The sequence below is a fragment of the Lentibacter algarum genome, from assembly GCF_040580765.1.
GTDB lineage: Bacteria > Pseudomonadota > Alphaproteobacteria > Rhodobacterales > Rhodobacteraceae > Lentibacter > Lentibacter algarum.
This window is the reverse complement of sequence record NZ_CP158687.1, coordinates 21,435-43,644: the sequence shown is the minus strand read 5'-3', so window position 1 is coordinate 43,644 and position 22,210 is coordinate 21,435. Positions and strand designations below refer to the sequence as shown.

The 22,210-nt window shown below is 57.0% G+C and carries 20 protein-coding genes and 1 riboswitch; of the genes, 12 read left to right on the top strand and 8 right to left on the bottom strand.

What is annotated here, in order from left to right; translation table 11 throughout:
- The first annotated feature begins 14 nt into the window (after positions 1-14).
- Complete coding sequence (locus DSM117340_RS00200) at positions 15-920, top strand: LysR family transcriptional regulator (protein WP_089886905.1); 906 nt, start codon at positions 15-17, stop codon at positions 918-920.
- On the opposite strand, the gene cueR is transcribed toward DSM117340_RS00200, so the two are convergent.
- The 3 genes from cueR to DSM117340_RS00185 are packed head-to-tail and all read right to left on the bottom strand — an operon-like array spanning position 917 to position 2,729.
- Positions 917-1,300, bottom strand: coding sequence for a Cu(I)-responsive transcriptional regulator (cueR, locus tag DSM117340_RS00195; protein WP_089886903.1), 384 nt, complete (start codon positions 1,298-1,300; stop codon positions 917-919). The two genes, DSM117340_RS00200 and cueR, sit on opposite strands and share 4 nt — an antisense overlap.
- Positions 1,301-1,333: 33 nt before the next feature.
- Positions 1,334-2,344 (bottom strand): glyceraldehyde 3-phosphate dehydrogenase NAD-binding domain-containing protein, encoded by a 1,011-nt coding sequence (locus DSM117340_RS00190; protein WP_089886901.1) that lies wholly within the window; start codon positions 2,342-2,344, stop codon positions 1,334-1,336.
- A gap of 1 nt (position 2,345) precedes the next feature.
- A complete protein-coding gene (locus DSM117340_RS00185) occupies positions 2,346-2,729 on the bottom strand; it encodes a hypothetical protein (RefSeq protein WP_089886899.1) in 384 nt (127 codons plus the stop codon).
- A 220-nt stretch (positions 2,730-2,949) separates the two neighbouring features.
- Here DSM117340_RS00185 and DSM117340_RS00180 point away from each other — a divergent pair, with 220 nt between their 5' ends.
- Positions 2,950-3,969: a transporter substrate-binding domain-containing protein gene (locus DSM117340_RS00180; protein ID WP_089886897.1), complete on the top strand. Its 1,020-nt coding sequence runs from the start codon at positions 2,950-2,952 to the stop codon at positions 3,967-3,969.
- Positions 3,970-4,321: 352 nt separating this feature from the next.
- On the opposite strand, the gene dapD is transcribed toward DSM117340_RS00180, so the two are convergent.
- Complete coding sequence (gene dapD / locus DSM117340_RS00175) at positions 4,322-5,149, bottom strand: 2,3,4,5-tetrahydropyridine-2,6-dicarboxylate N-succinyltransferase (protein WP_089886896.1); 828 nt, start codon at positions 5,147-5,149, stop codon at positions 4,322-4,324.
- A 276-nt stretch (positions 5,150-5,425) separates the two neighbouring features.
- Here dapD and ilvD point away from each other — a divergent pair, with 276 nt between their 5' ends.
- Positions 5,426-7,255, top strand: coding sequence for a dihydroxy-acid dehydratase (gene ilvD / locus DSM117340_RS00170; protein WP_089886894.1), 1,830 nt, complete (start codon positions 5,426-5,428; stop codon positions 7,253-7,255).
- Between the two features lie 106 nt (positions 7,256-7,361).
- On the opposite strand, the gene DSM117340_RS00165 is transcribed toward ilvD, so the two are convergent.
- Positions 7,362-8,051: a GNAT family protein gene (locus DSM117340_RS00165; RefSeq protein WP_089886893.1), complete on the bottom strand. Its 690-nt coding sequence runs from the start codon at positions 8,049-8,051 to the stop codon at positions 7,362-7,364.
- Positions 8,044-9,432, bottom strand: a complete 1,389-nt coding sequence (locus DSM117340_RS00160; protein WP_089886891.1) for an aminotransferase class III-fold pyridoxal phosphate-dependent enzyme — start codon at positions 9,430-9,432, stop codon at positions 8,044-8,046. Before DSM117340_RS00160 ends, DSM117340_RS00165 begins: the two co-directional genes overlap by 8 nt.
- Before the next feature lie 400 nt (positions 9,433-9,832).
- Between DSM117340_RS00160 and DSM117340_RS00155 the strand changes: the two genes are divergently transcribed.
- The 4 genes from DSM117340_RS00155 to DSM117340_RS00140 all read left to right on the top strand — a co-directional run bounded on the left by DSM117340_RS00155 (position 9,833) and on the right by DSM117340_RS00140 (position 14,363).
- A complete protein-coding gene (locus DSM117340_RS00155; RefSeq protein ID WP_089886890.1) occupies positions 9,833-10,831 on the top strand; it encodes an ABC transporter substrate-binding protein in 999 nt (332 codons plus the stop codon).
- 123 nt (positions 10,832-10,954) lie between these two features.
- Positions 10,955-11,764 (top strand): ABC transporter ATP-binding protein, encoded by an 810-nt coding sequence (locus DSM117340_RS00150; RefSeq protein WP_089886888.1) that lies wholly within the window; start codon positions 10,955-10,957, stop codon positions 11,762-11,764.
- Positions 11,761-13,029, top strand: a complete 1,269-nt coding sequence (locus DSM117340_RS00145) for an ABC transporter permease subunit (protein ID WP_089886887.1) — start codon at positions 11,761-11,763, stop codon at positions 13,027-13,029. Before DSM117340_RS00150 ends, DSM117340_RS00145 begins: the two co-directional genes overlap by 4 nt.
- Before the next feature lie 89 nt (positions 13,030-13,118).
- Positions 13,119-14,363 carry a glycerate kinase gene (locus tag DSM117340_RS00140; protein ID WP_089886885.1) on the top strand — a complete coding sequence of 415 codons (1,245 nt, stop codon included), beginning with the start codon at positions 13,119-13,121 and terminating at the stop codon, positions 14,361-14,363.
- Between the two features lie 54 nt (positions 14,364-14,417).
- Here DSM117340_RS00140 and DSM117340_RS00135 read toward each other — a convergent pair whose 3' ends face one another.
- On the bottom strand, positions 14,418-14,924 hold the full coding sequence (locus DSM117340_RS00135; protein WP_089886883.1) for an invasion associated locus B family protein: 507 nt from the start codon (positions 14,922-14,924) through the stop codon (positions 14,418-14,420).
- Positions 14,925-15,114: 190 nt separating this feature from the next.
- Between DSM117340_RS00135 and DSM117340_RS00130 the strand changes: the two genes are divergently transcribed.
- Both DSM117340_RS00130 and DSM117340_RS00125 read left to right on the top strand, forming a co-directional pair.
- Positions 15,115-16,113, top strand: a complete 999-nt coding sequence (locus DSM117340_RS00130) for an asparaginase (RefSeq protein ID WP_089886881.1) — start codon at positions 15,115-15,117, stop codon at positions 16,111-16,113.
- A 60-nt stretch (positions 16,114-16,173) separates the two neighbouring features.
- Positions 16,174-16,338, top strand: a riboswitch (FMN riboswitch).
- Positions 16,339-16,418: 80 nt separating this feature from the next.
- Complete coding sequence (locus DSM117340_RS00125) at positions 16,419-16,865, top strand: 6,7-dimethyl-8-ribityllumazine synthase (RefSeq protein ID WP_089886880.1); 447 nt, start codon at positions 16,419-16,421, stop codon at positions 16,863-16,865.
- Positions 16,866-16,911: 46 nt separating this feature from the next.
- On the opposite strand, the gene DSM117340_RS00120 is transcribed toward DSM117340_RS00125, so the two are convergent.
- Positions 16,912-17,754, bottom strand: coding sequence for a TIGR00730 family Rossman fold protein (locus DSM117340_RS00120; RefSeq protein WP_089886878.1), 843 nt, complete (start codon positions 17,752-17,754; stop codon positions 16,912-16,914).
- A 78-nt stretch (positions 17,755-17,832) separates the two neighbouring features.
- Between DSM117340_RS00120 and DSM117340_RS00115 the strand changes: the two genes are divergently transcribed.
- From DSM117340_RS00115 to xsc, 3 genes are all read left to right on the top strand, one after another.
- Positions 17,833-18,753: a threonine/serine dehydratase gene (locus DSM117340_RS00115; RefSeq protein WP_089886877.1), complete on the top strand. Its 921-nt coding sequence runs from the start codon at positions 17,833-17,835 to the stop codon at positions 18,751-18,753.
- Between the two features lie 60 nt (positions 18,754-18,813).
- Positions 18,814-20,277, top strand: coding sequence for a PLP-dependent aminotransferase family protein (locus tag DSM117340_RS00110; RefSeq protein WP_089886875.1), 1,464 nt, complete (start codon positions 18,814-18,816; stop codon positions 20,275-20,277).
- Between the two features lie 122 nt (positions 20,278-20,399).
- On the top strand, positions 20,400-22,175 hold the full coding sequence (gene xsc / locus DSM117340_RS00105) for a sulfoacetaldehyde acetyltransferase (protein ID WP_089886873.1): 1,776 nt from the start codon (positions 20,400-20,402) through the stop codon (positions 22,173-22,175).
- Positions 22,176-22,210: the final 35 nt, after the last annotated feature.

The following is a 22,210-nucleotide window of genomic DNA, read 5'->3' as shown; positions in this document are numbered from 1 at the left end:
AAAGGGAGGACATCATGCCCTATGTAGAGAGTATCAAGGTTTTTTGCCGTGTGGTCGAGCTTGGATCCATCACATCGGGAGGCCGTGACATGCGGCTGACGCCCGCCGTCGCGTCCAATCGTATCAAAGAGCTCGAAAAACGCCTTGGTGTCCGCCTGTTTGACCGAACAACGCGCAAACTGCGCACCACAGAAGCCGGCCAGCTTTTCTATGATCATGCCCGCCGCGTCATTGACACGCTGGATGATGCAGAGGCCGCTCTTGCGGGCTTTTCAGGCCAGCTTCGGGGTGCTTTGCGTGTATCTTCACCACTTGGCCTTGGTCAGCGCCTGCTTGCGCCGCTCGTGCCCGCTTTCGCGGACAGCCATCCTGATGTGCAAATTCAGCTGCGCCTGTCCGATCGCAAGATCGACCTTCTGGAAGACCGCCTCGACATCGCCTTCATGCTCGGCAATCCGCCTGACAGCACCTTCAAACAACGTAAGTTGGCCGATGTACCCCGCGCCCTCGTCGCAACGCCCGACTATCTGGCCAAGCACGGCACGCCCGACAGCCCCCAAGCACTTATGAACCATAACTGCCTTCTCTTACGATACCCGCGCTCGCCCGAGTACTTCTGGACATTGAACACCTCTGATGGCCCGCTCAAACTCAATGTGCTGGGCCGCTTTGATGCCGATAGCTCCGACATCCTGACCGATTGGGCTCTCGCAGGCCACGGCATTGCCAACAAACCCCGTTTTGAAGTCGCAATGCATCTTGGATCCGGTGCTCTTGTCGAAGTTCTGCCCCAAACACCGCCCATGCCGACAAGCTTCCTCTGCCTATACCCCCACCGCAAGCTACAAGACCCCAAAGTGCGCCTCTTCATCGACTATGTCGCCGAAGCGCTCAAGCCGCAGCTTCGCGCGATGTCCTAACTCAGATAATCAATGATTGGGCAGTCTGGCCTTTCGTCTCCACAACAAGCACCCACCAAATGCTCAAGCTCGTCGTGAAGCGCTTGAAGCTCGCGCTGCTTGGCCCGAATGTCGTCCAGTCTCGCACTGGCAATCTGCTTCACTTCGGCGCTGCTCCGGTGTTCGTCTTGATACAGGCCTAAAAGCTCTCGGCACTGAGCAATTGAAAAGCCAAAGCCACGCGCGCGACCAACAAAAGAAAGCTTGCGCATCGCCGCTTCGTCATAGTCGCGATACCCTGCTGCCGTGCGCGCCGAAGGCTGCACAAGCCCAATATCCGCGTAATAGCGCACCGTCTTCACAGGCAGACCTGCAGCCTTTGCCGCACCAGAAATATTCATTGTGAAACCTCCAATTGAGGAAAAGCTAATGCGCTAGCGTCGCGCCATCAAGGCGGCCATATCAAGCATACGGCTGGAGAAGCCCCATTCGTTGTCATACCAGCCAAAGACGCGGAGCAGCCCCCCCACAGAGACGCTCGTTTCACGTCCAGACATGATGATACTTTCAGGCCGCCCCCGCAGATCAGTCGAGACAAGGGGATCTGTAATATACCCGAACAGAGGACTGTGGTCCGCCGCCTCTGACAAGGCTGCGTTAACATCTGCCACAGTGGCGGGTCGTGCAACCTGCAAAGCCAAATCAATAGCCGAGACACTCGCCGTCGGAACACGCACCGCACGCGCTTCAATCCGTCCCGAAAGATTGGGCAAGACATCGTCAATCAGTCGCGCAGCACTGGTCGTTGTCGGAACCATCGAAAGCGCTGCCGCACGCGAGCGCACAAGATCACCTCGCGGTTTGTCGATTGTCGGCTGCGACCCAGTATAGCAATGGACGGTGGTCATATGCCCGCTCTCAACACCCCAGCCTTCATCCAAAAGGCGAAGCAGTGGCGCCAGAGCATTGGTTGTGCAGCTCGCGTTAGAAATAATCTTGTGCGCGCCAATCTCGGCCTCATTCGCGCCCAAGACGATGGTTTTGTCCGCGGCCTCCGAGGGCCCCGAAATCAGCACAGCCTTTGCGCCAGCTTCAAGCCCTCGCTCGGCAACCGCACGATTGCCCGCAGCACCCGTGCATTCGAGCAATACATCAACGCCGCTTAGATCTAGCGCACGAATGTCGGCCTCGGCGTGAAACGGGTAGCGCACACGGTCCACATTAAGACACCGCTCTTCATGGCCCACCGTTCCCGGAAACGGACCGAAAATACTGTCATAAGCAAAAAGATAAGCACAGCTCTCAAGCGGTGCGATATCGTTGATCAGCACAACCTCAAAGGTGCCCGCCTGCACGCCATGCCCTGCGCCATGCAGCATGCGCAGGATCGAGCGACCAATGCGCCCAAACCCGTTGATCGCAATTCTGATGGCGCGATCACTCATCTTAGTGCTCGCTTTCGCTTTTGTAGCCCTGTCCCTCAAAATAGGGCTCCATCTGCGCTACGATCACCGAGTTCTCCGCCAAAGCCCGCGCCATCAGCTCGCGTTCTTCCTCTGGGATGTCGTGGCCAAGCTCCAAGCGCTCTTCCAACGTGCCGTAGCCTGTTACATCCAGAGGCGCCGTATCCGCTTGCTTCAAGATCGCCACAGTTTCACGCACGGCCTCTTCCTCGTCCACGCCACTCGCGTAGATCACCAGCGCAGCACCCGTCGCACCCTTGGGCAAGCCGTCGCCCTCCTTGCGGCCAATCTCGACCAACAAAGTATAAACCTGTTGTGGTTTCTTTGGCTTCTTTTCTTTGGATTTATCGGCTGTCTTATCGGCCATTTTCAGCCTCCATATCTTTTCATCCCGAGGCTTGGCGAACTGTGCCGCGCAAGTCAACCCGAAGCCTGAAACCGTGACACTTATGCCCCTCTTGACCCCTTAATATTAAGGAAGAAAACGGGTAGGGCTTGACCCCCGCATCTCACGCTGAAAAAAACTGCCTAACTGGGGTAATCTGACTATGAAACACGCAATTCACTGCTTGTGCTTTGGAGCCGCCATGCTGCTTTCATCGCTTGCAGCCATGGCGCAAAACGCTCCGCTCACCTTCACTACAGTCGAGCGGCCGCCGTTTTCCATGGATGCCATCGGCGAGCGCAGCGGGTTTTCAATTGATTTGATGCGCGCCATCGCCAAAGAGCTGGGCCGACCAATTAAGTTTCAACCTGTTGAAACCTTTGGTGAAATGTTGAGCTCTGTTGAAGAAGGCCGGTCCGATGGAGCCATTGCCAATATCTCGATAACAGCCGCTCGCGAGCAGGTTATGGACTTTAGCCAACCGATTTTCGAAAGCGGCCTTCAGATCATGCTTCCTGAAGAAGAGCGCAGCGCAAGCCTCTTTAGCGTTATTGTGACCCGCGATATCGCCTTCTTCTTGCTCTCCGCTTTCGGGGCACTCTTTAGCATTGGCATGCTGATGTGGGTCTTTGAGCGCAAACGTCAGCCCTATTTCCAGCGCCCTTTCAAAGAAGCGCTCTTTCCCTCCTTCTGGTGGGCGCTCAATCTGGTTGTGAACGGCGGCTTTGAAGAACGCGTGCCACAAACCCGCGTCGGCCGGTTCTTCGGAGTGATGCTTGTGGTTTCATCTCTCTTCGTGGTCTCGATTTTCGTCGCGAAAATCACAGCAGCCATGACCGTCGCAGCGATTTCCGAAAACGTCGATAGCATCAATGACATAGAAGGCCGCGCCATCGCTACTACAGCCGGCTCCACAGGCGAAGCTTTCCTCGCCGCTCGCGGTATTGCCTTCACGCCATACACCAAACTCGCAGACATGCTCACCGACTTCGAAAACGGAGAGATCGACGCTGTGGTTTTTGATGGACCGATCCTCGCGTGGTACCTGCAATCTCGTAGCAAAGAGAGCGGTCGCCTAGTTGAGCGCGTCTTCAAGCGCGAAAATTACGGTATCGCCCTTCCAACAGGCAGTCCGCTAACAGAAGACATCAACCGTGCCCTCCTCGCTCTGCGTGAAAATGGCACAACAGATGAACTGCAACGCAAATACTTTGGCAACTGAGCACCCTTCTCGAAAGAAAGCCACCAGTCGCGTCATCTGGAGTACAACAGACACACGCAAGGCGTGCCAACACGAAGCAAAACATGGGGTTCTCATCGCCACATTGCTTATCACAAAGTCAAACATCAGCGGTTGCACTGTCAGGGAGCGATAACTTGCCCCGCGCTACACTTTTTCGGACTTTCTCAGGTGAGCGCCTCAAGCCATTCCCTGCGCCTGTAGCCAAAGGCCCAAACCGATCATAGCAATCAATACGAGCGTCTTTCTCATCGCGTTTCTCCCTTCACTCAGGGCACAAACGCAAAACGCGGCAACTTCCGTCGCCGCGCTCTATCTTTTTGCTCGGAAAAGCTTAGTCCCGCAGCAGCTCGTTGATGGATGTCTTGGAGCGCGTGCGCTCATCCACTCGCTTCACAATCACAGCACAGTAAAGGTTCACACCGTTCTTGCTCGGCATCGAGCCCGCGACAACAACAGAGCCAGAAGGCACTTCGCCATACATCACTTCGCCTGTCTCACGGTCGACAATCTTGGTCGACTGGCCGATGAAAACACCCATGCCAAGCACCGAGCCCTCGCGCACAATACAGCCTTCCACAACTTCAGAGCGCGCCCCGATAAAGCAGTTGTCTTCAATGATCGTCGGGCCAGCCTGCATCGGCTCCAAAACGCCGCCAATGCCAACGCCGCCACTCAGGTGCACGTTCTTGCCGATCTGCGCGCAAGACCCAACAGTCGCCCATGTGTCAACCATCGTGCCACTGTCGACATAGGCGCCGATATTGACGAATGAAGGCATCAAAACCACGCCAGGCGCGATGTAGGCCGACTTGCGCACAACACAGTTCGGAACGGCGCGAAAGCCCGCCGTCTTCCAGTCATCCGCCTTCCAGCCGGCAAACTTGCTGTCGACCTTGTCCCACCAGCCACCAGCCTGCGGACCGCCTTCCTGAATTTCCATATCCTTGATGCGGAAGCCCAAAAGAACAGCTTTCTTAGCCCATTGGTTTACATGCCAGCTGTTGTCCGCCTGCTTCTCCGCAACGCGCAGCTTGCCGCTGTCGAGAGCATTGAGCGTATCTTCAATCGCCTCGCGGGCCTCGCCTGTTGTGGCTGGCGTGATCGCGTCTCGCGCGTCCCATGCCGCTTCAATCGCTGCTTCAAGCTGTGCGTTTGACATATCTGTCTCCCCAAATCGCGTGTTCAAAAAACCAGCCTCCCCTTTAACGGCCTTCTTCCTCTCGCGCAATCGCTTCGCCACAGCACATTGCTGTCCAGACTCGAAACTGGCTTTGGTAGCGCTTGCCTGCGCAGGGCACTCTCTTCAAGTTCACAACGAGTGCGCCCTCTTTTTGTCCCCACCCGCAGCAACGCACACCTCGGATAAACCACCTCTCTCTTGCCTTCCACGCGCCCATATGCACATTGCCTTTCCAGATCAATTCAGGAGTCTCTCATGCCAGTTCTACGTTCACGCACCAGCACCCACGGCCGCAATATGGCAGGAGCCCGCGGCCTCTGGCGCGCCACAGGCATGAAAGACGACGATTTCGGCAAGCCCATCGTCGCTATCGTCAACTCCTTCACCCAGTTCGTCCCTGGTCACGTGCACCTCAAGGACTTGGGTCAGCTCGTCGCGCGCGAAGTCGAAAAGGCAGGCGGTGTCGCAAAGGAATTTAACACAATCGCCGTCGATGACGGCATCGCTATGGGCCACGATGGCATGCTCTACTCGCTTCCCAGCCGCGAGATCATTGCCGACAGCACAGAATATATGGTCAACGCCCACTGCGCCGATGCAATGGTCTGTATCTCCAACTGCGATAAAATCACGCCAGGAATGCTGATGGCCGCCATGCGCCTCAATATACCCTGTGTCTTTGTGTCTGGCGGCCCTATGGAAGCAGGCAAGGTTATCTGGGACGGTGAAGAAAAAGCAATTGATCTGGTCGATGCCATGGTCGCCGCCGCCGATGAAAACATGTCTGACGAGCAAGTCGATGCCATCGAGCGCTCCGCCTGCCCGACATGTGGCTCCTGCTCCGGTATGTTCACAGCCAATTCAATGAACTGCCTGACAGAAGCCCTCGGCCTCTCCCTTCCTGGCAATGGCTCGGTCCTCGCAACCCACGCCGACCGTGAAGCGCTTTTCCGCGAAGCGGGTCACCGCGTCGTTGATCTCTGCAAGCGCTTCTATGAGGGTAATGATCATTCCGTCCTGCCGCGCAACATTGCCAGCTTCAAAGCATTTGAAAATGCCATGACGCTCGACATCTCGATGGGCGGCTCGACAAACACGGTGCTACACCTGCTCGCCGCCGCTTACGAAGGCGAAATCGATTTCACCATGCAGGATATCGACAGGCTCAGCCGCAATGTCCCCTGCCTCTGTAAAGTCGCCCCCGCTAAATCTGATGTGCATATGGAAGACGTCCACCGTGCAGGCGGCATCATGGCCATCTTGGGCGAGCTTGACCGCGCAGGCCTGATCCACAACGATTTGCCCACCGTGCACTCACCAACGATGGCAGACGCTCTCGCCAAATACGATGTCGCCCAAAGCTCAGACGAAGCCGTCCATGAGTTCTACCGTGCAGCGCCGGGTGGTGTGCCAACACAAGTCGCGTTTTCACAAAGCCGTCGCTATCCAGAGCTTGATCTGGACCGCGAAAAAGGCGTCATCCGCACCAAAGAACACGCGTTCAGTCAGGATGGTGGCCTCGCCGTTCTCTTTGGCAACCTTGCCGAGGAAGGCTGCATCGTCAAAACAGCAGGAGTTGACGACAGTATCCTCAAGTTCTCTGGCCCCGCCTATGTCTGCGAAAGTCAGGATCAAGCTGTCAGCGACATTCTCACAGGCAAGGTCAAATCAGGTGATGTGGTGATCATCCGCTACGAAGGCCCTCGCGGCGGCCCCGGCATGCAAGAAATGCTCTACCCAACAAGCTACCTCAAATCAAAAGGCCTCGGCGCAGCCTGCGCCCTTCTGACAGATGGTCGCTTCTCAGGCGGCACGTCGGGCCTCTCCATTGGCCACGTGTCTCCAGAAGCGGCCGAAGGCGGCCTCATCGGCCTGGTCGAGCAGGGTGATCTCATCGAAATCGACATCCCTAATCGTACAATCAACCTCGCGGTCGACGATGCAACACTCGCCACCCGCCGAACGGCTCAAGAGGCCAAAGGCTGGCAACCCGCCGCGCCACGCAAACGCAAGGTAACAACGGCGCTCAAAGCCTATGCCGCACTCACAACAAGTGCAGCCAAAGGCGCAGTGCGCCAGCTCTAAAACAAAACTAACGTCCTCTTTTCAGAAATATCCTGAGGGGGGGGTGCGGGGGGCTAGCCTCCCGCACCCGCACCAGTCGGATTTGCGCACAGCGACCGTTCGACCCCTACAGTCGTGTCCTCTGCCGCCCTTTGCTGTCAAAGTTCTCAACGTCCAACCAACGCTCAAACCGCGCTTTCAAAGCGGGCCACTCACTGTCCAAAACCGAAAGCCAAGCCGTATCTCGGTTGCGTCCTTTGTAGACAACAGCCTGCCGAAACACGCCTTCAAACGTAAATCCAAGTCGCTTCGCCGCCGCAAGCGATGGTGCGTTCAAAGCATCACACTTCCACTCATAGCGCCTGTAGCCCAGTGTCTCAAAGACATAGGCCATCATCAGATACATCGCCTCTGTGCTCATGGGCGTGCGCTGCATCAGTGGTGAAAAATGAATGTAGCCAACTTCAATCACGCCATTCGCAGGGTCGATCCTAAGATATGTCGCATGACCAACGGCACGCCCTTCTGCGTTCAAAACCGTGAAATAAAGTGGATCTTCGCTCGCCTCAGCTGCGCGCAAAAAGACACCAAAGTCAGCCTCAGTCTCAATCGGTGCTACTGGCAAATACGTCCAGTCTACCCCTGTCATATCGGCCGAAAACGCTTCCCAGAGCTGTCCTCCATGCGCCTCGACATCAAGCGGAACCAAAGAACAAAACCGCCCCTCAAGCCTTACCTTTTCAGGCCTAGGCCTTGGCAGATCGGTTGCAACAGGCCAGCCGATAGGCTGGCCCAGCTCATTCACAATATCAGCCAAAGACCTTGCCTAGCGCCTTGCCGACAGTCTCACAAATCTGGTCAATGTCGTCTTCCGTGCTGATCAGCGCAGGCGAGAAACAAAGCGTGTTGTTAAAGCCTGGGATCGAGCGATTGGTCGCCCCGATGATCACACCCATCGCACCACACTCTGCCACAACCTGCGCCACAAGCTTTTCGTCCATCGGCTCTTTGGTGGCACGGTCGCTCACAAGCTCAGCCCCACAGAAAAGTCCAAGCCCGCGCACGTCACCGATGACTTTGTGATGCTCGGCAAGCTCCCAAAGATTGGCAACCATACGCGCGCCCATCTTAGTGGTGTTCTCCAAGAGGTTTTCATCTTCGATAATACGGAAACACTCCAGCGCTGCCGCAGGGCCCGCGGTGCAGCCCCCAAAGGTCGAAATATCGCGGAAGTAGTTGAGCGGATCGGTGGTGTCATCCTTGAACATCTCAAAGACGCGCTCGTTCGTCACGCAGCAGGCAATCGCGGCATAACCAGAGGCCACACCCTTGGCCATGGTCACGAAATCAGGCTCCACGCCGTAATGTTGATAGCCGAACCACTCTGTCCCCGTGCGGCCCACCCCGCAGACAACTTCATCGATGTGCAGCAAGATATCATACTTACGGCAAAGTTCACCAATCAGTGGCCAGTAGCCTTCAGGCGCAGGAATAACGCCGCCGCCCGCGGTCACAGGCTCAAGGCAAAGCGCGCCGATGGTATCCGCACCCTCAGCGAGAATAACTTCTTCAATCGCTTTAACAGACGCCGCTGCATAAGCTTCACCCGTCAGATCCCACTGCGCACGATATTCCATGCAATGAGGAACCCTTACAAATCCAGGCGCAAATGGTCCGTATTGTGCATTGCGCTCGTCTTGTCCGCCCGCAGACATCGTGGCCAAAGTTGAGCCATGATAGTCGCGCTCACGATAAAGGATTTTATATTTCTTGCCCCCATACCGCTTGTGGCTGATTTGGCGCACCATCTTAAAGGCCTTCTCATTGGCCTCAGACCCCGAATTCGTCTGATAGACGCGGCTCATCCCAGGCATCTTGCTGATCAGTTTTTCAGCAAACAAAGCACCAGGAACAGAGCCCGCAGATCCCGCAAAATAGGGCAGCTTTATAAGCTGGTCGCGCACAGCGTTGGCGATACTCTCACGCCCGTAACCAACATTGACTGTCCAGACCCCACCAGACACGGCATCAAGATACTCTTTGCCCTTCTGGTCCCAGACGCGCATCCCCTTGCCTTCTATGATGATACGCGGCTCACCCGTCTCAAACGGCTTATGCTGAGTCAGATGGTGCCAGACGTGTGCGCGATCCGCGTCAACAATATGGCTGATGTCATTTGCAGAAAGATTGCCGTCCATGGTCTGGAGCCTCCGTTTGTATCGTGCGCGAGGCATAGCTCCGCACAGCACAGTTTTGATCAAATTCTAACCGATAGCAAAGCGCTAATTTGCCCGAGTCTGATAGGGCCAGTCAGTTTCCTAATATAAGACCAAAACACCCCTCAAATACGAGCCCCACCAACAACCAACGCCAGTATTTCCTAGCAAAAACCGCCGCAACACCCCCAAATCCACTTTTCACAAAATCTAAAAACGCAGCCTATTCCCCAAATTAGACATTGATCGGAATCACCATTTGCGCCCTGATGCTAATACAGCGCGGCGCGTGCGTGCCACACGCCCCGCAGAATGCTCAAAAGCCAGACAAACTGGTGAGCTGCGCCTAGTCTGGCGTAAAACCAACAACGGGAGCTACCTCATGAAACTTAAATCAACCCTTATGTCAGCCGTGGCCGCAGCCGCGATGCTCGCAGGCAGCCAAGCCGCCGCGCTTGACGAAATCACAGTCGCATACTTCCAAGAATGGCCAATGCCGTTCCAGCATCACAAGGTGATGGGCGCTTATGACGAAGCCATGGGCGTAAAGGTCAACTGGCGTGCCTTCGGTTCAGGAACAGAAATGAGCGCAGCCATGGCCTCAGGCGATGTGCACCTCTCTGTCAGCCAAGGCGTTCCACCCTTCGTTGTCGCAACATCAGGCGGGCAAGATCTCCAGATCCTCGACGTAGCCGTCAGCTATGCCGACAACGACAACTGCGTCGTTGCCGAAGCGCTCGAAATCGACAAGACAAACGCCGCCGAACTGGCAGGCAAGAAAGTTGCTGTGCCGCTCGGAACAGCCGCACACTACGGCTTCCTCAAGCAAATGAGCCACTTCGGCGTTGATGTCGGCTCCATGGAAGTCGTCAACATGAACCCCCCTGAAGGCTCCGCAGCCATCGCTCAAGGCGCGGTTGATATGTTCTGTGGCTGGGGCGGCTCTCTGCGCCGCGCGCTTGAGCACGGCAATGTGCTGCTCACGGGTGACGAAAAAACCGATCTCGGCATTCTTGTATTCGATGTTACATCAGCGTCAGCAAGTTTTGTCGCCGAGAACAGCGACCTTGTCGCCAAGTTCCTCAAGGTCACAGCCGATGCAAACACAATGTGGGCCGATGAAGCCAACCACGCGGCCATGCTTCCAGCTATCGCAAAAGACGCGGGCATGGACGAACAAGCCACAATGGAAACCATCGCAACATTCAAGTTTCCAACAGTGGAAGAGCAGCTCAGCAGCGCATGGCTCGGCGGCAACGCCGCAACGTTCATGAAGGGCGTCGCCGATGTCTTCCTTGAAGCCGGAAGCATTGACGCCGCACTCGACACTTATGAGAACGCCGTCAATACAGGCCCCCTCGCGGCTGCAGGCGGTATGTAAAGCAAACTGGTCCGCTGCGTCTTGTTCGCAGCGGGCCACTTCTCGCTTTCTCCTAGCCCTACACTCAAGACAAAGTTCTGACTAAGACGACACAACAGGGGCTTGAGGCCCCGAAAGGCGAGCATGTCCACTCTCTCCATCGATAAAATCTCCATGCGCTTTGACTTGCCTAACGGCAGCCATGTTCAAGCACTCAAAGACATTTCCCTCGAAATCAAAACAGGCGAACTGATGAGCGTCCTTGGCCCCTCTGGCTGTGGCAAGACAACGCTTCTCAACATCGTCGCCGGATTTCTTGCCCCGACACAAGGCACGATGACCCTCAACAATCACCTGATCACAGGCCCCGATGCCGAGCGCGGCATGGTCTTTCAGCAAGGTGCGCTGTTTGAGTGGATGTCCGTGCGCGAAAACGTAAGCTTCGGCCCCCGTATGAAAGGCCAACGCGAAGCGGAATGGCGCGATAACGTTGACCATTTGCTAGATATTGTTGGCCTGCGCGACTTTAAAGAAAAGTCCGTGTTCGAACTTTCAGGCGGGATGCAGCAGCGTGTCGCCCTCGCCCGCTGTCTCGCAAATGATCCCGATGTGATCCTTATGGATGAACCCTTGGGCGCACTCGACGCTCTGACGCGCGAAAAGATGCAAGGACTTGTCCTCAAACTCTGGAAAGAAACTGGCAAAACCATCATCCTAATCACCCACTCGGTCGAAGAAGCACTGCTTCTAGGCGAGCGCCTGCTTGTCCTCGCGCCACGCCCCGGGCGCATTCACCGTGAATACCGCCTTCCATTCGCCGATATGGGCGTTGGCCAAGACCTGCGCGAAGTCAAAAAGCACCCTGAATTTGGTGAAAAACGCGAAGAAATCCTAAGCATGATCTGGGATATGGAAGAAGAGATCATGGGTAACGCCGCGGAGGCAAGCGCATGATTATTCTCCTCCTCTATACTTCAATTTTCATCGCTGGCTTCTTCCTCGTCCGCTTCGGCGTCAAGCGTTTGATGCAAACTCGCGCTGACTTCACATCGCTCAAAACAGTGACCTTTGGCGACGAAAGTGCTGTGCGTCCTGATCGCTGGGCCAGCGTCATTTCAGTGGTCACAATCTTTCTGCTCTGGGGCGCTTTCACAGGGTCCAAATGGGCCCCGATCCACGCCCCTGCGCCCTTCATTGGCGACACTGAGCTGACCTATACACTTGAAGCGCCCGATGGCAGCACAGACGACGCAACGATCACATTACGCGTCCACAAGTTTGGTGAAGACCCTGCCGCACCAGAAGTGGAATTAGGAACTGGTTTTGCCAAGAACGATGCAGAGATTGTCTCAGCTGGGCGCACAAAAACAGTTCTCTTTGACAAGAACGATGACGCCAAACGCCGCGATGGTGCAAAGGTTGTTGCCATCGACGGCCAGCCCATCACAATTGGCCAGAGCGTTTCCTTTGCCGAAGGCAGCGTCTCACTCACAGACAAAGGCGCAATCCAGATCACCCCGTCAGGTGGCATGCAAATGGAGCCAATCTGGCTTCCACCCCCCGAAAAAGTCGTCTCGCGTTTCATGGAAATCTCAACAGAAGGCTACCAAGGCTTCAACCTTTGGGAACACTTGGGCTATTCGCTTTTCCGTGTTGTCGTGGGCTTCCTGCTCGGCGCAATTGTAGGCATTCCTCTGGGCTACGCTATGGGTCTGTCCAACTGGTTCCGCGGTTGGTTTGATCCGATTGTCGAGTTCATGCGCCCCGTGCCTCCGCTCGCACTCATTCCACTGGTCATCATCTGGGCAGGCATCGGAGAGGTCGGCAAAATCATTCTGCTCTTCCTTGCAGCGCTCTGGATCATGGCCATCGCAGCACGCGCAGGTGTGTCAGGCGTCAATATCACCAAGGTGCATGCTGCCTACTCCCTTGGCGCGTCCAAGTTCCAGCTCATGCGCCATGTCATCGTCCCCAACAGCTTGCCCGAAATCTTCACAGGTGCGCGGGTCGCAATGGGCGTCTGCTGGGGCACAGTGGTCGCTGCAGAACTTGTCGCCGCGGAGAAAGGCGCAGGTATGATGATTATGGTCGCATCGCGTTTCCAGCTAACCGATATCGTGATCATGGGGATCATCCTGATCGGGATCATCGGCTATGGTATCGATATCCTCATGCGTATCGCAGAGAAGACACTCGTGCCATGGAAAGGCCGTTCCTAAAGGAAACGTGAGGCCGCGTGGCAGCATTGCGCGCGGCCTCACCCAAGATATTCCATTGATACTCCCGCGCGCCTCGCTAATCTGCGCCGATGGATACACGCGCACAAAATCTGCTGACCTCCCTCTTCGAGGCCGCCATCAAGGCGGCTGATCCGCTTGAGGCTCTCGTCTCTCACCTACCAGCGCCGCCCAAGGGCCGCACAGTGGTGATTGGGGCAGGCAAAGGGGCTGCCCAAATGGCGGCTGCACTGGAACAGCTCTGGGACGCCCCGCTGACAGGAACAGTTGTGACCCGCTATGGCTTTGGTGCTGCAACCCAACATATAAAAGTACTCGAGGCCTCACACCCCGTACCCGACGCAGCAGGCCTCGCAGCAACAGAGGCGCTCATCGCCGAACTCACGAACCTCACCACCGACGATCTCGTTATTGCCCTTGTCTGCGGCGGCGGCTCTTCCCTGCTCGCCGCGCCCGCTGATGGTCTCACACTGGAGGACGAACAAGCGCTGAATCAGACGCTTCTCGCCTCTGGCGCACCCATCGGCGCCATGAACGCGATCCGCAAAATGTTCAGCCGTGTCAAAGGCGGTCGGCTCATCGCCAATACAGCTGCGCCTGTCGTCTCGCTCATCGTCTCAGATGTGCCTGGCGATGATCCTGCCCAAGTTGCCTCAGGCCCCACAGTCCCATGCGCCTCAGGCCGCAAAGAAGCTCTCGCCGCCGTAGCACGCTACAACATTGCACTGCCGCCAAGGCTCGCCGCCTACCTCGCCACAGCCCCCGCACCGCCCAAACCCACGGACAGAGCTTTCCTCAAAAACGAAGTCCACGTGATCGCCTCTGCCGCTCGGTCCCTCGCTGCCGCCGCAGATATTGCAAAAGCTGAGGGCTGGCCCGTCGATATCCTCGGAGACGATCTGCAAGGCGAGGCCCGTATCCTCGGCACGGAGCACGCCGCATTGGCCCTCGCCGCAAAAGGCCCCCGCCTCATCCTCTCTGGCGGCGAAACAACCGTGACCCTTCAAGGCAAAGGCGGCCACGGCGGGCGCAACACCGAATATCTCCTCGCACTCGCCCTTGCCATTAAAGGCGCAGCGCACATCAACGCTCTGGCCGCCGACACCGACGGCATAGACGGCTCCGAAGATAACGCAGGCGCCTTCGCCACAGGCCAGACAGCCGCCGCAATGCGCAACGCAGGGATCGACCCCGCCGCCGCTCTCGCCGCCAATGACGCCTATACAGCCTTCGCCGCCGCCGATGCGCTCTTCGTCACCGGCCCCACAGGGACCAACGTCAACGACTTCCGCGCAATACTTATAGGCTGGCCCTAAAGAAAAAGCGCCGAGCCTTTGCCCAGCGCTTTAGAAATCTCATTCTTGGCAACCTTAGTTGCAGCGCTTTTCCGCATCTTCCACAGCGGCGGTAAAGCCTGACAGCGAGAACGTGTCTTTGGTCAATGTGCCACGCCCCGAACGAGCCGACAAAATCGCGTTTGTTCCACGCTTCAGTGCCGTGACAATCTTAGCATCATCCGCTGCAGACGCGGCCCAAGCCCATTCCCCGTCGGTGAATAGCTCAAAGCTCGCGCCATCAATCGCAAGGTTCACAGTCGAACCAGGCGCAAAGGGATACCCGCCTGTAAAGGCCAGCTGACCCGTCACATTGGCCGCAGGGCGGAAAAACGTCATCAAAAGGATATCGCCACGGCGCACAGCAACCACACGCCCGTCTTTTGAATTTACCGTCTCCTTGGGAGAACTGACCGCCCAGCACTCTTTAGGGTTCGCATCTTCAAACACAGCCCAAGCCGTTTTGGTTGCGACCTGATTGGTGCTTGTCTCTTGAGCATAAACGCCTGTTGTCCCTGCAAAAAAACATGCGGCACAAGCCATAGTTTGCGCAAATCGTAATACCATATTGTCCAGCCTCCAGCTGTCCGTTGCCTCAATTCCGTTTGACCCGCGGCTTTTGCCAATTTTTAAGTCGGGCCGATTTCCACTCGACATTGCTACATTAGCCTGAAAACTGCCACACACGAAAGAGGAATTGGCGGAAACTTGCACACGTTTTTGGGAGAATGACATGAACGCACCTGTATCAATGGCCGAAATCTGGCGTGGACCTTTCTTGGAAAGCATCCACATGGGCCACGCTGTCGTTTGCGGCGAAGGCGGCGAGATCATTGAAAGCTGGGGCGACCCCTCCGCTATCGTGCTGCCGCGCTCCTCCTCCAAAATGCTGCAAGCCATGCCGCTTGTTGAAAGCGGCGCCGCCGATGCCTTTGGCCTCACAGGCGAACAGCTCGCGCTCTCCTGCGCGTCCCACCAAGGCGCCCCCATGCACACAGACCGCGTCCAAAGCTGGCTCAAAAACCTAGGCCTTTCCGATGACGATCTCAACTGTGGTCCACAAACGCCCCGTGACGAGGCCGACCTCATATTGATGCACAAAACCGATAGCTCGCCCTGCCGCTATCACAATAACTGCTCGGGAAAACACGCAGGCTTTCTCACCCTCAGCCAACATCTTGGCAGCAAAGACCCGATCTATGTTGACCCGTCCCATGCTGTGCAAAAAGCCTGCCTCGCAGCCTTCGAAGAGCTTACCGAAGAAACAAGCCCTGGATATGGCATAGATGGCTGCTCCGCGCCCAACTACGCTGCCAGTCTTCACGGCATCGCCCGTGCCATGGCCTTTTTCGCCAGCGCAACAGATGGTGGCAACACCCGCCAAAAAGCCGCCGCCCGCCTCCGCGACGCGATGCGCACCTACCCAGAACTGGTCGCAGGCAATGGTCGCGCCTGCACAGAACTCATGCATGCGATGGATGGCCGCGTAACTCTCAAAACGGGCGCAGAAGCTTTCTTCATCGCGATTGTTCCCGAAAAGAAAATCGGCGTCGCACTCAAGATCGTTGACGGCTCCACACGCGGCGCAGAATGCGCCATCGCGGCCATACTCGTGCGCTTAGGTGTACTAGATCCAAATCACCCAGCGACATTGAAGCGCCTGCACGCCCCGATCCTCAACTTCGCAGGACAACACACTGGTGAGATCAGGGCAGGCTTGGCGTTTCAATAACCCGCCCCCACTTTTTACTTCAAATATCCTTTTCACCCCTCTCAATCTGTGCCACGTTCGCGGCGTTCTCAGGGCGGGGTGTAATTCCCCACCGGCGGTAAGCCCGCGACGAAAGTCAAAGGTAAGCCCGCGAGCGCTTCGTGCCTTGTTCGCAAGACACTTGGGTCAGCAGATCTGGTGCAATTCCAGAGCCGACGGTCATAGTCCGGATGGGAGAGAGCAGCAAAGTGATGTGGGTTTGCCCGCAGCGCTGTGTTGTCCCTTTTTAGCTCTGGGCACGTGTCTGAAGTCAAAAGGAGAAACACATGACACCTCAACAGACAGTGCCCCGCTACGCCTTTATCAAGGCAGGCTGGCACGCAGATATAGTGAATCGCGCATATGATGGTTTCACACAGATCATCCCGCCAGAGCGCGTTGATGTCTTTGATGTTCCAGGCGCGTTCGAAATGCCGCTCATGGCACGCGACCTCGCCACCACGGGCCGCTACGTCGCGATCGCCGCTGCGGCGCTTGTCGTCGACGGCGGAATTTACCGCCACGATTTCGTTGCGCAGGCTGTCGTTGATGGTCTTATGCGTGTAGGCCTTGACACGGGCGTGCCCATTCTCAGCGTTTCACTCACGCCGCATCAGTTTCAAGACACCGATCACCATATCGCAATTTATGCCGAACATTTTGTGCAAAAAGGCCGCGAAGCCGCTCAGGCCGCACTTATGATCAGCAAGACCCGCGAAAGCCTCACGGCTTAAGTGCCAGAGAAGGGTCGCACAAGCAGCGGCCCTTCTCTCAAAATGTTTAGCGGCCTGGAATATCCTCGCGAGCACTCGCAGGCGCCCAATTTTCGATGATTTTCATAGCCTCTTCTGCCGTATCCACAAATCGGAACAGATCCAAATCCTCTGGCGAGATCGTCCCCGCCTCTGCAAGCGCGTCCCAGTTTACGATGCTCTGCCAGAAATCGCGCCCAAAGAGCAGAAACGGAATTCGCTTCATCCGACCTGTCTGAATAAGCGTGAGGCTTTCAAACATCTCATCGAGCGTACCAAAGCCCCCTGGAAACACACAAACCGCATTAGCACGCATCAGGAAATGCATCTTGCGAATGGCAAAATAATGGAAGTTAAAGCAAAGCCCTGGCGTGACATATTCATTCGGCGCTTGTTCATGCGGCAGCACGATATTGAGCCCGATAGAGTGGCCTCCAGCGTCCACGGCACCACGGTTCCCCGCTTCCATAACCCCCGGGCCACCCCCCGTCACGATCACATTTTCGCGCCCGTAGCTTTCCATCGACTTTGCCGTCATCAGCCGCGCAAATGTGCGCGCCTCGTCATAAAAGCGGCTGAGGTCCGCAAGCGTTTTGGTTCGTGCCGCGCCCTTCTTGTCTGGCTCAGGAATCCGCGCACCACCGAACAAAACGATTGTGCTTTCAATGCCCTTCTCATTCAAGATCATCTCTGGTTTGAGAAGTTCAAGCTGCAGCCGCACAGGGCGCAGCTCGTCACGACACATAAAATCCTCATCCGCAAAGGCCAGCCTATATGCTGGCGCGCGGGTCTGTGGCGTGTCGGGAATCTGTTCGGCTGTGTCTCGGTCTGTGTGGGCGTCCCGAAACGGGCTCATGCGCTCTTCATTCATATACTCATTCCCTACTTGCACCTATGCCCAAGACCTATAGGCTCCGCGCCTTAAAGGCCAGTTACGGAGACGTGATCAATGTCATGGAAAGCCCAAATCGGCGCTGCCGCCACGCGCATCGCGCCTTATGTTCAGCGCACGCCTGTCATGATCACCCAAAGTTTTGGTCTTTCATACAGCATCGAAATGAAGCTCGAACAGCTCCAGCACACAGGCACATTCAAAGCACGCGGTGCATTTAATACCCTTCTGTCTGGCCCCGTTCCACAAGCGGGCATCGTCGCAGCATCTGGTGGCAATCACGGCGCAGCCGTGGCTTTCGCCGCACAAAAGCTTGGGCACAGCGCACATATCTTCGTGCCAGAAATGGCAGGGCCGTCAAAAATCGCGCTCATCGAGCGAACTGGCGCGCAGCTCACTGTGGTCAAGGGTGAATATGCCAACGCCGCAGATGCTGCAGCCGAGTATGAGGCCGCATCGGGTGCAATGCAAATTCACGCTTATGATGCTCCTGCGACTGTCGCAGGCCAAGGCACCTGCCTCGCCGAGTGGGACGAGCAAGGTCTTCAAGCTGACACGGTGCTCATAGCTGTCGGCGGCGGCGGCTTGATCGGCGGAGCGCTTGGCTGGCTTGCAGGCGCGCGCAAAGTAGTGGCGGTCGAGCCTGTCACCTCTTGTGCCCTGAATGCGGCGCTGGCCAAGGGCATGCCCTGTGATGTGCAGGTCTCGGGCGTCGCCGCCAACGCACTCGGCGCGCGAAAAATTGGCCAAATCTGCTATGATCTCGCAACCGAGCACAGCTGCGAAAGCGTGCTTGTCACTGATGAGGCCATCACCGCCGCGCAAAAAGCTCTCTGGCAAGAGCGCCGCCTGCTGGTCGAGCCCGCAGGCGCAGCCGCCCTCGCTGCGCTCATGAGCGGCGCCTATACGCCCGCCAAAGACGAGCGAGTCGCAGTGCTGCTCTGTGGCGCAAACATCGCCCCCGACCCTCTCGCCTAAATATGCGGTTGATGTAAGTCCAGATTGCCAAGCACTTCAGTCCAGCCTAAGCTGCCCCGCATGGCCATTTCGGTAGAAACCTTCTTTCTTAATCCTGACGCGCAAGGCACGCTGCAAGCCCAGATTCAACAGATGGTCGCAGAGGGTATCCTCTCGGGCCGTTTGCGTCAGGGTGAGAAGCTCCCCTCGACGCGCAAACTGGCACAGCATTTGCGCGTCTCGCGCATCACGGTCACGCTCGCCTACACAGAGCTTCTGGCCAATGACTACCTCAGCTCCAAGGGCAGATCGGGCTATTTTGTATCCGACAATGCCCCCGAACCGCTCAGCTTTCCGCCCCGCCCGGAGGCCGAAGAGGCGCTCGACTGGTCTCGCGCCATCGGCCAACGCTTTTCGGGCGGTACACCTCACACAAAGCCACGTGACTGGGCACGCTTTCGCTACCCTTTCATTTACGGCCAGACCGATCCAACACTCTTTGATCACGCCAACTGGCGGCTCTGCGCGCTTCAGGCTTTAGGTCAAAAAGACTTCGAGCCCTTGACATCAGACTACTATGATCAGGACGATCCCGAGCTGATCGAGTTCATCGCCCGTCACACCCTGCCGCGCCGAGGCATCCTTGCGGAACCAGAAGAAATCCTCGTCACGATGGGCGCACAAAATGCGCTCTGGCTGGCCACACAAGTCTTGCTCACCCAGCGTCGTACAGCAGCGTTTGAAGAGCCCTGCTACCCCTCTCTGCGCACGATCCTCAATCAGTCCCGCTGTCACCTCGCCCCTGTAGGCGTTGACGGTGAAGGCCTCATTCATCAAGATATTCCGCCCGAAACCGATGTTATCTTCGCCACCCCAAGCCACCAGTGCCCAACCACAGCAACCATGCCTCTCGCCCGCCGCCGCGCACTTCTGAACAAGGCACGAGAGATCAATGCCGTGATCGTCGAGGACGACTATGAATTTGAAATGTCCTTTGCGGGCGCGCCGTCACCTGCACTCAAATCGCTCGATGGCGATGGCCGTGTCGTCTACGTGGGCAGCTTCTCCAAATCGCTTTTTCCGGGCCTGCGTCTGGGCTACCTCGTCGGGTCGCGCCCATTTATCCGCGAGGCCCGCGCCCTGCGCGCTTCTGTCCTGCGCCATGTGCCAGGACACATCCAGCGCACTGCCGCCTATTTCCTACGCCTCGGCCATTACGACGCCCTGATCCGTCGCATGTCGGGCGTTTTGTCCGAACGCCGCCGTGTCATGAGCGAAGCAATGGACCTGCATGGCCTAGAACTGGCAGGTCAAAGCGGCACAGGCGGATCGGCCTTCTGGATGCGCGCCCCCGAAGGCGTGAACACAACAGAGCTTGCCGCGCAACTCCAGACACGCTCGGTCCTGATCGAACCAGGCGCGCCATTCTTCGAAAGCGGCAGCGCGCCGCAAAATTACTATCGCTTGGGCTATAGCTCGATCCCTGCCTCCAAAATACCGGAAGGCGTACGCATCATCGGCGAGGCATTGCGAAACTGGCCCTAAGCGCGCCCCAAGGCTGGCCCTAACCCGATGGCTCCCGCACCCGTAATTTCAATCTCAATCATCAGGCCGCTTCCGCTGTCTGATTCTCGCTCAATCCCGCGATCCTTTCGGAGAAAACGCACATGAAAATGACGACAGAAGAAGCCTTCGTAAAGGTCCTCCAGCGCCACGGCATCGAACACGCCTTTGGCATTATTGGCTCGGCCATGATGCCGATCTCCGACCTCTTCCCAAAAGCAGGCATCACATTCTGGGACTGCGCCCATGAAGGCTCGGCTGGCATGATGAGCGACGGCTACACCCGCGCCACCGGCAAAATGTCGATGATGATTGCCCAAAACGGCCCTGGCATCACAAACTTCGTGACCGCCGTCAAAACAGCCTATTGGAACCATACCCCCCTTCTCCTCGTCACGCCGCAGGCCGCCAACAAGACCATTGGCCAAGGTGGCTTTCAAGAAGTCGAGCAGATGAAACTCTTTGAAGACATGGTCGCCTATCAAGAAGAAGTCCGCGATGCCTCCCGCGTCGTCGAAGTGCTCACTCGTGTGATCGCGCAGGCCAAGCGCCTCTCAGGGCCCGCCCAGCTGAACATTCCGCGTGACTTCTGGACACAAGTAATTGACGTTGAAATCGCAGATCCAATCGAATTTGAGCGCTCACCAGGCGGTACAAACTCTGTTGCAGAAGCAGCCGCGCTCCTCAGCACAGCCAAGAACCCAGTGATCCTCAACGGCGCTGGCGTCGTCCTCTCCGCAGGTGGTATCGCAGCCAGCCAAGCTCTCGCCGAGCGCCTCGATGCGCCCGTATGTGTTGGCTATCAGCACAATGACGCTTTCCCCGGTGGTCACCCTCTCTTCGCAGGCCCCCTTGGCTACAATGGATCAAAGGCGGGTATGGAACTGATCAAAGAGGCCGATGTGGTCCTCTGCCTTGGCACCCGCCTCAACCCGTTCTCCACCCTGCCGGGCTACGGAATGGACTATTGGCCGACGAATGCCAAAATCATTCAGGTCGACATCAATCCAGACCGCATTGGCCTCACAAAGAAAGTCACAGTCGGCATCGTCGGTGACGCGGCCATGGTTGCTCACGGCATCCTCGGCCAGCTGTCAGGTACAGCAGGCGACGAAGGCCGCGATGCGCGCAAAGCCAAAATTGCTGAGACCAAATCCCGCTGGGCGCAGCAGCTCTCCAGCATGGATCACGAAGACGATGACGAAGGCACCGACTGGAACAAGCGTGCACGCTCTGACAAGCCTGACTGGATGAGCCCTCGCATGGCGTGGCGCGCAATTCAGTCTGCCCTGCCAGCAGATGCTATCATCAGCTCCGATATCGGCAACAACTGCGCAATCGGAAACGCATACCCAAGCTTCAACGAGGGTCGCAAGTATCTCGCGCCCGGTCTCTTCGGCCCCTGCGGCTACGGCCTCCCCGCCGTAGTCGGCGCCAAAATCGGCTGCCCGGATGTGCCTGTCGTCGGTTTTTCAGGCGATGGCGCATTCGGCATCGCGGTGAACGAGCTTACAGCCATTGGCCGTGGTGAGTGGCCTGCGGTAACGCAAGTGGTCTTCCGCAACTATCAGTGGGGCGCAGAAAAGCGAAACTCGACACTCTGGTTTGACGACAACTTTGTCGGAACCGAACTGGACACCCAAGTGAGCTATGCTGGCATCGCCACAGCCTGTGGCCTCAAAGGCGTTGTCGCGCGAACAATGGACGAGCTGACAGCCGCGCTCGCCCAAGCCTGTGCAGATCAGAAAAATGGTATCACAACCCTGATTGAAGCGATGATCAACCAAGAGCTTGGCGAGCCCTTCCGCCGCGACGCTATGAAAAAACCAGTCGCCGTTGCAGGTATTTCTGCCGCGGATATGGTGCCTCAGAAGGCCTAATGCGGTGGCAACTGCCACAGGTTTGTGATGTGCTC

Coding starts and splice junctions, on each gene's coding strand:
- DSM117340_RS00200 (WP_089886905.1), top strand. CDS start 15: ATGCCCTATGTAGAGAGTATCAAGGTTTTTTGCCGTGTGGTCGAGCTT.
- cueR (WP_089886903.1), bottom strand. CDS start 1,300: ATGAATATTTCTGGTGCGGCAAAGGCTGCAGGTCTGCCTGTGAAGACG.
- DSM117340_RS00190 (WP_089886901.1), bottom strand. CDS start 2,344: ATGAGTGATCGCGCCATCAGAATTGCGATCAACGGGTTTGGGCGCATT.
- DSM117340_RS00185 (WP_089886899.1), bottom strand. CDS start 2,729: ATGGCCGATAAGACAGCCGATAAATCCAAAGAAAAGAAGCCAAAGAAA.
- DSM117340_RS00180 (WP_089886897.1), top strand. CDS start 2,950: ATGCTGCTTTCATCGCTTGCAGCCATGGCGCAAAACGCTCCGCTCACC.
- dapD (WP_089886896.1), bottom strand. CDS start 5,149: ATGTCAAACGCACAGCTTGAAGCAGCGATTGAAGCGGCATGGGACGCG.
- ilvD (WP_089886894.1), top strand. CDS start 5,426: ATGCCAGTTCTACGTTCACGCACCAGCACCCACGGCCGCAATATGGCA.
- DSM117340_RS00160 (WP_089886891.1), bottom strand. CDS start 9,432: ATGGACGGCAATCTTTCTGCAAATGACATCAGCCATATTGTTGACGCG.
- DSM117340_RS00155 (WP_089886890.1), top strand. CDS start 9,833: ATGAAACTTAAATCAACCCTTATGTCAGCCGTGGCCGCAGCCGCGATG.
- DSM117340_RS00150 (WP_089886888.1), top strand. CDS start 10,955: ATGTCCACTCTCTCCATCGATAAAATCTCCATGCGCTTTGACTTGCCT.
- DSM117340_RS00145 (WP_089886887.1), top strand. CDS start 11,761: ATGATTATTCTCCTCCTCTATACTTCAATTTTCATCGCTGGCTTCTTC.
- DSM117340_RS00140 (WP_089886885.1), top strand. CDS start 13,119: ATGGATACACGCGCACAAAATCTGCTGACCTCCCTCTTCGAGGCCGCC.
- DSM117340_RS00135 (WP_089886883.1), bottom strand. CDS start 14,924: ATGGCTTGTGCCGCATGTTTTTTTGCAGGGACAACAGGCGTTTATGCT.
- DSM117340_RS00130 (WP_089886881.1), top strand. CDS start 15,115: ATGAACGCACCTGTATCAATGGCCGAAATCTGGCGTGGACCTTTCTTG.
- DSM117340_RS00125 (WP_089886880.1), top strand. CDS start 16,419: ATGACACCTCAACAGACAGTGCCCCGCTACGCCTTTATCAAGGCAGGC.
- DSM117340_RS00120 (WP_089886878.1), bottom strand. CDS start 17,754: ATGAATGAAGAGCGCATGAGCCCGTTTCGGGACGCCCACACAGACCGA.
- DSM117340_RS00115 (WP_089886877.1), top strand. CDS start 17,833: ATGTCATGGAAAGCCCAAATCGGCGCTGCCGCCACGCGCATCGCGCCT.
- DSM117340_RS00110 (WP_089886875.1), top strand. CDS start 18,814: ATGGCCATTTCGGTAGAAACCTTCTTTCTTAATCCTGACGCGCAAGGC.
- xsc (WP_089886873.1), top strand. CDS start 20,400: ATGAAAATGACGACAGAAGAAGCCTTCGTAAAGGTCCTCCAGCGCCAC.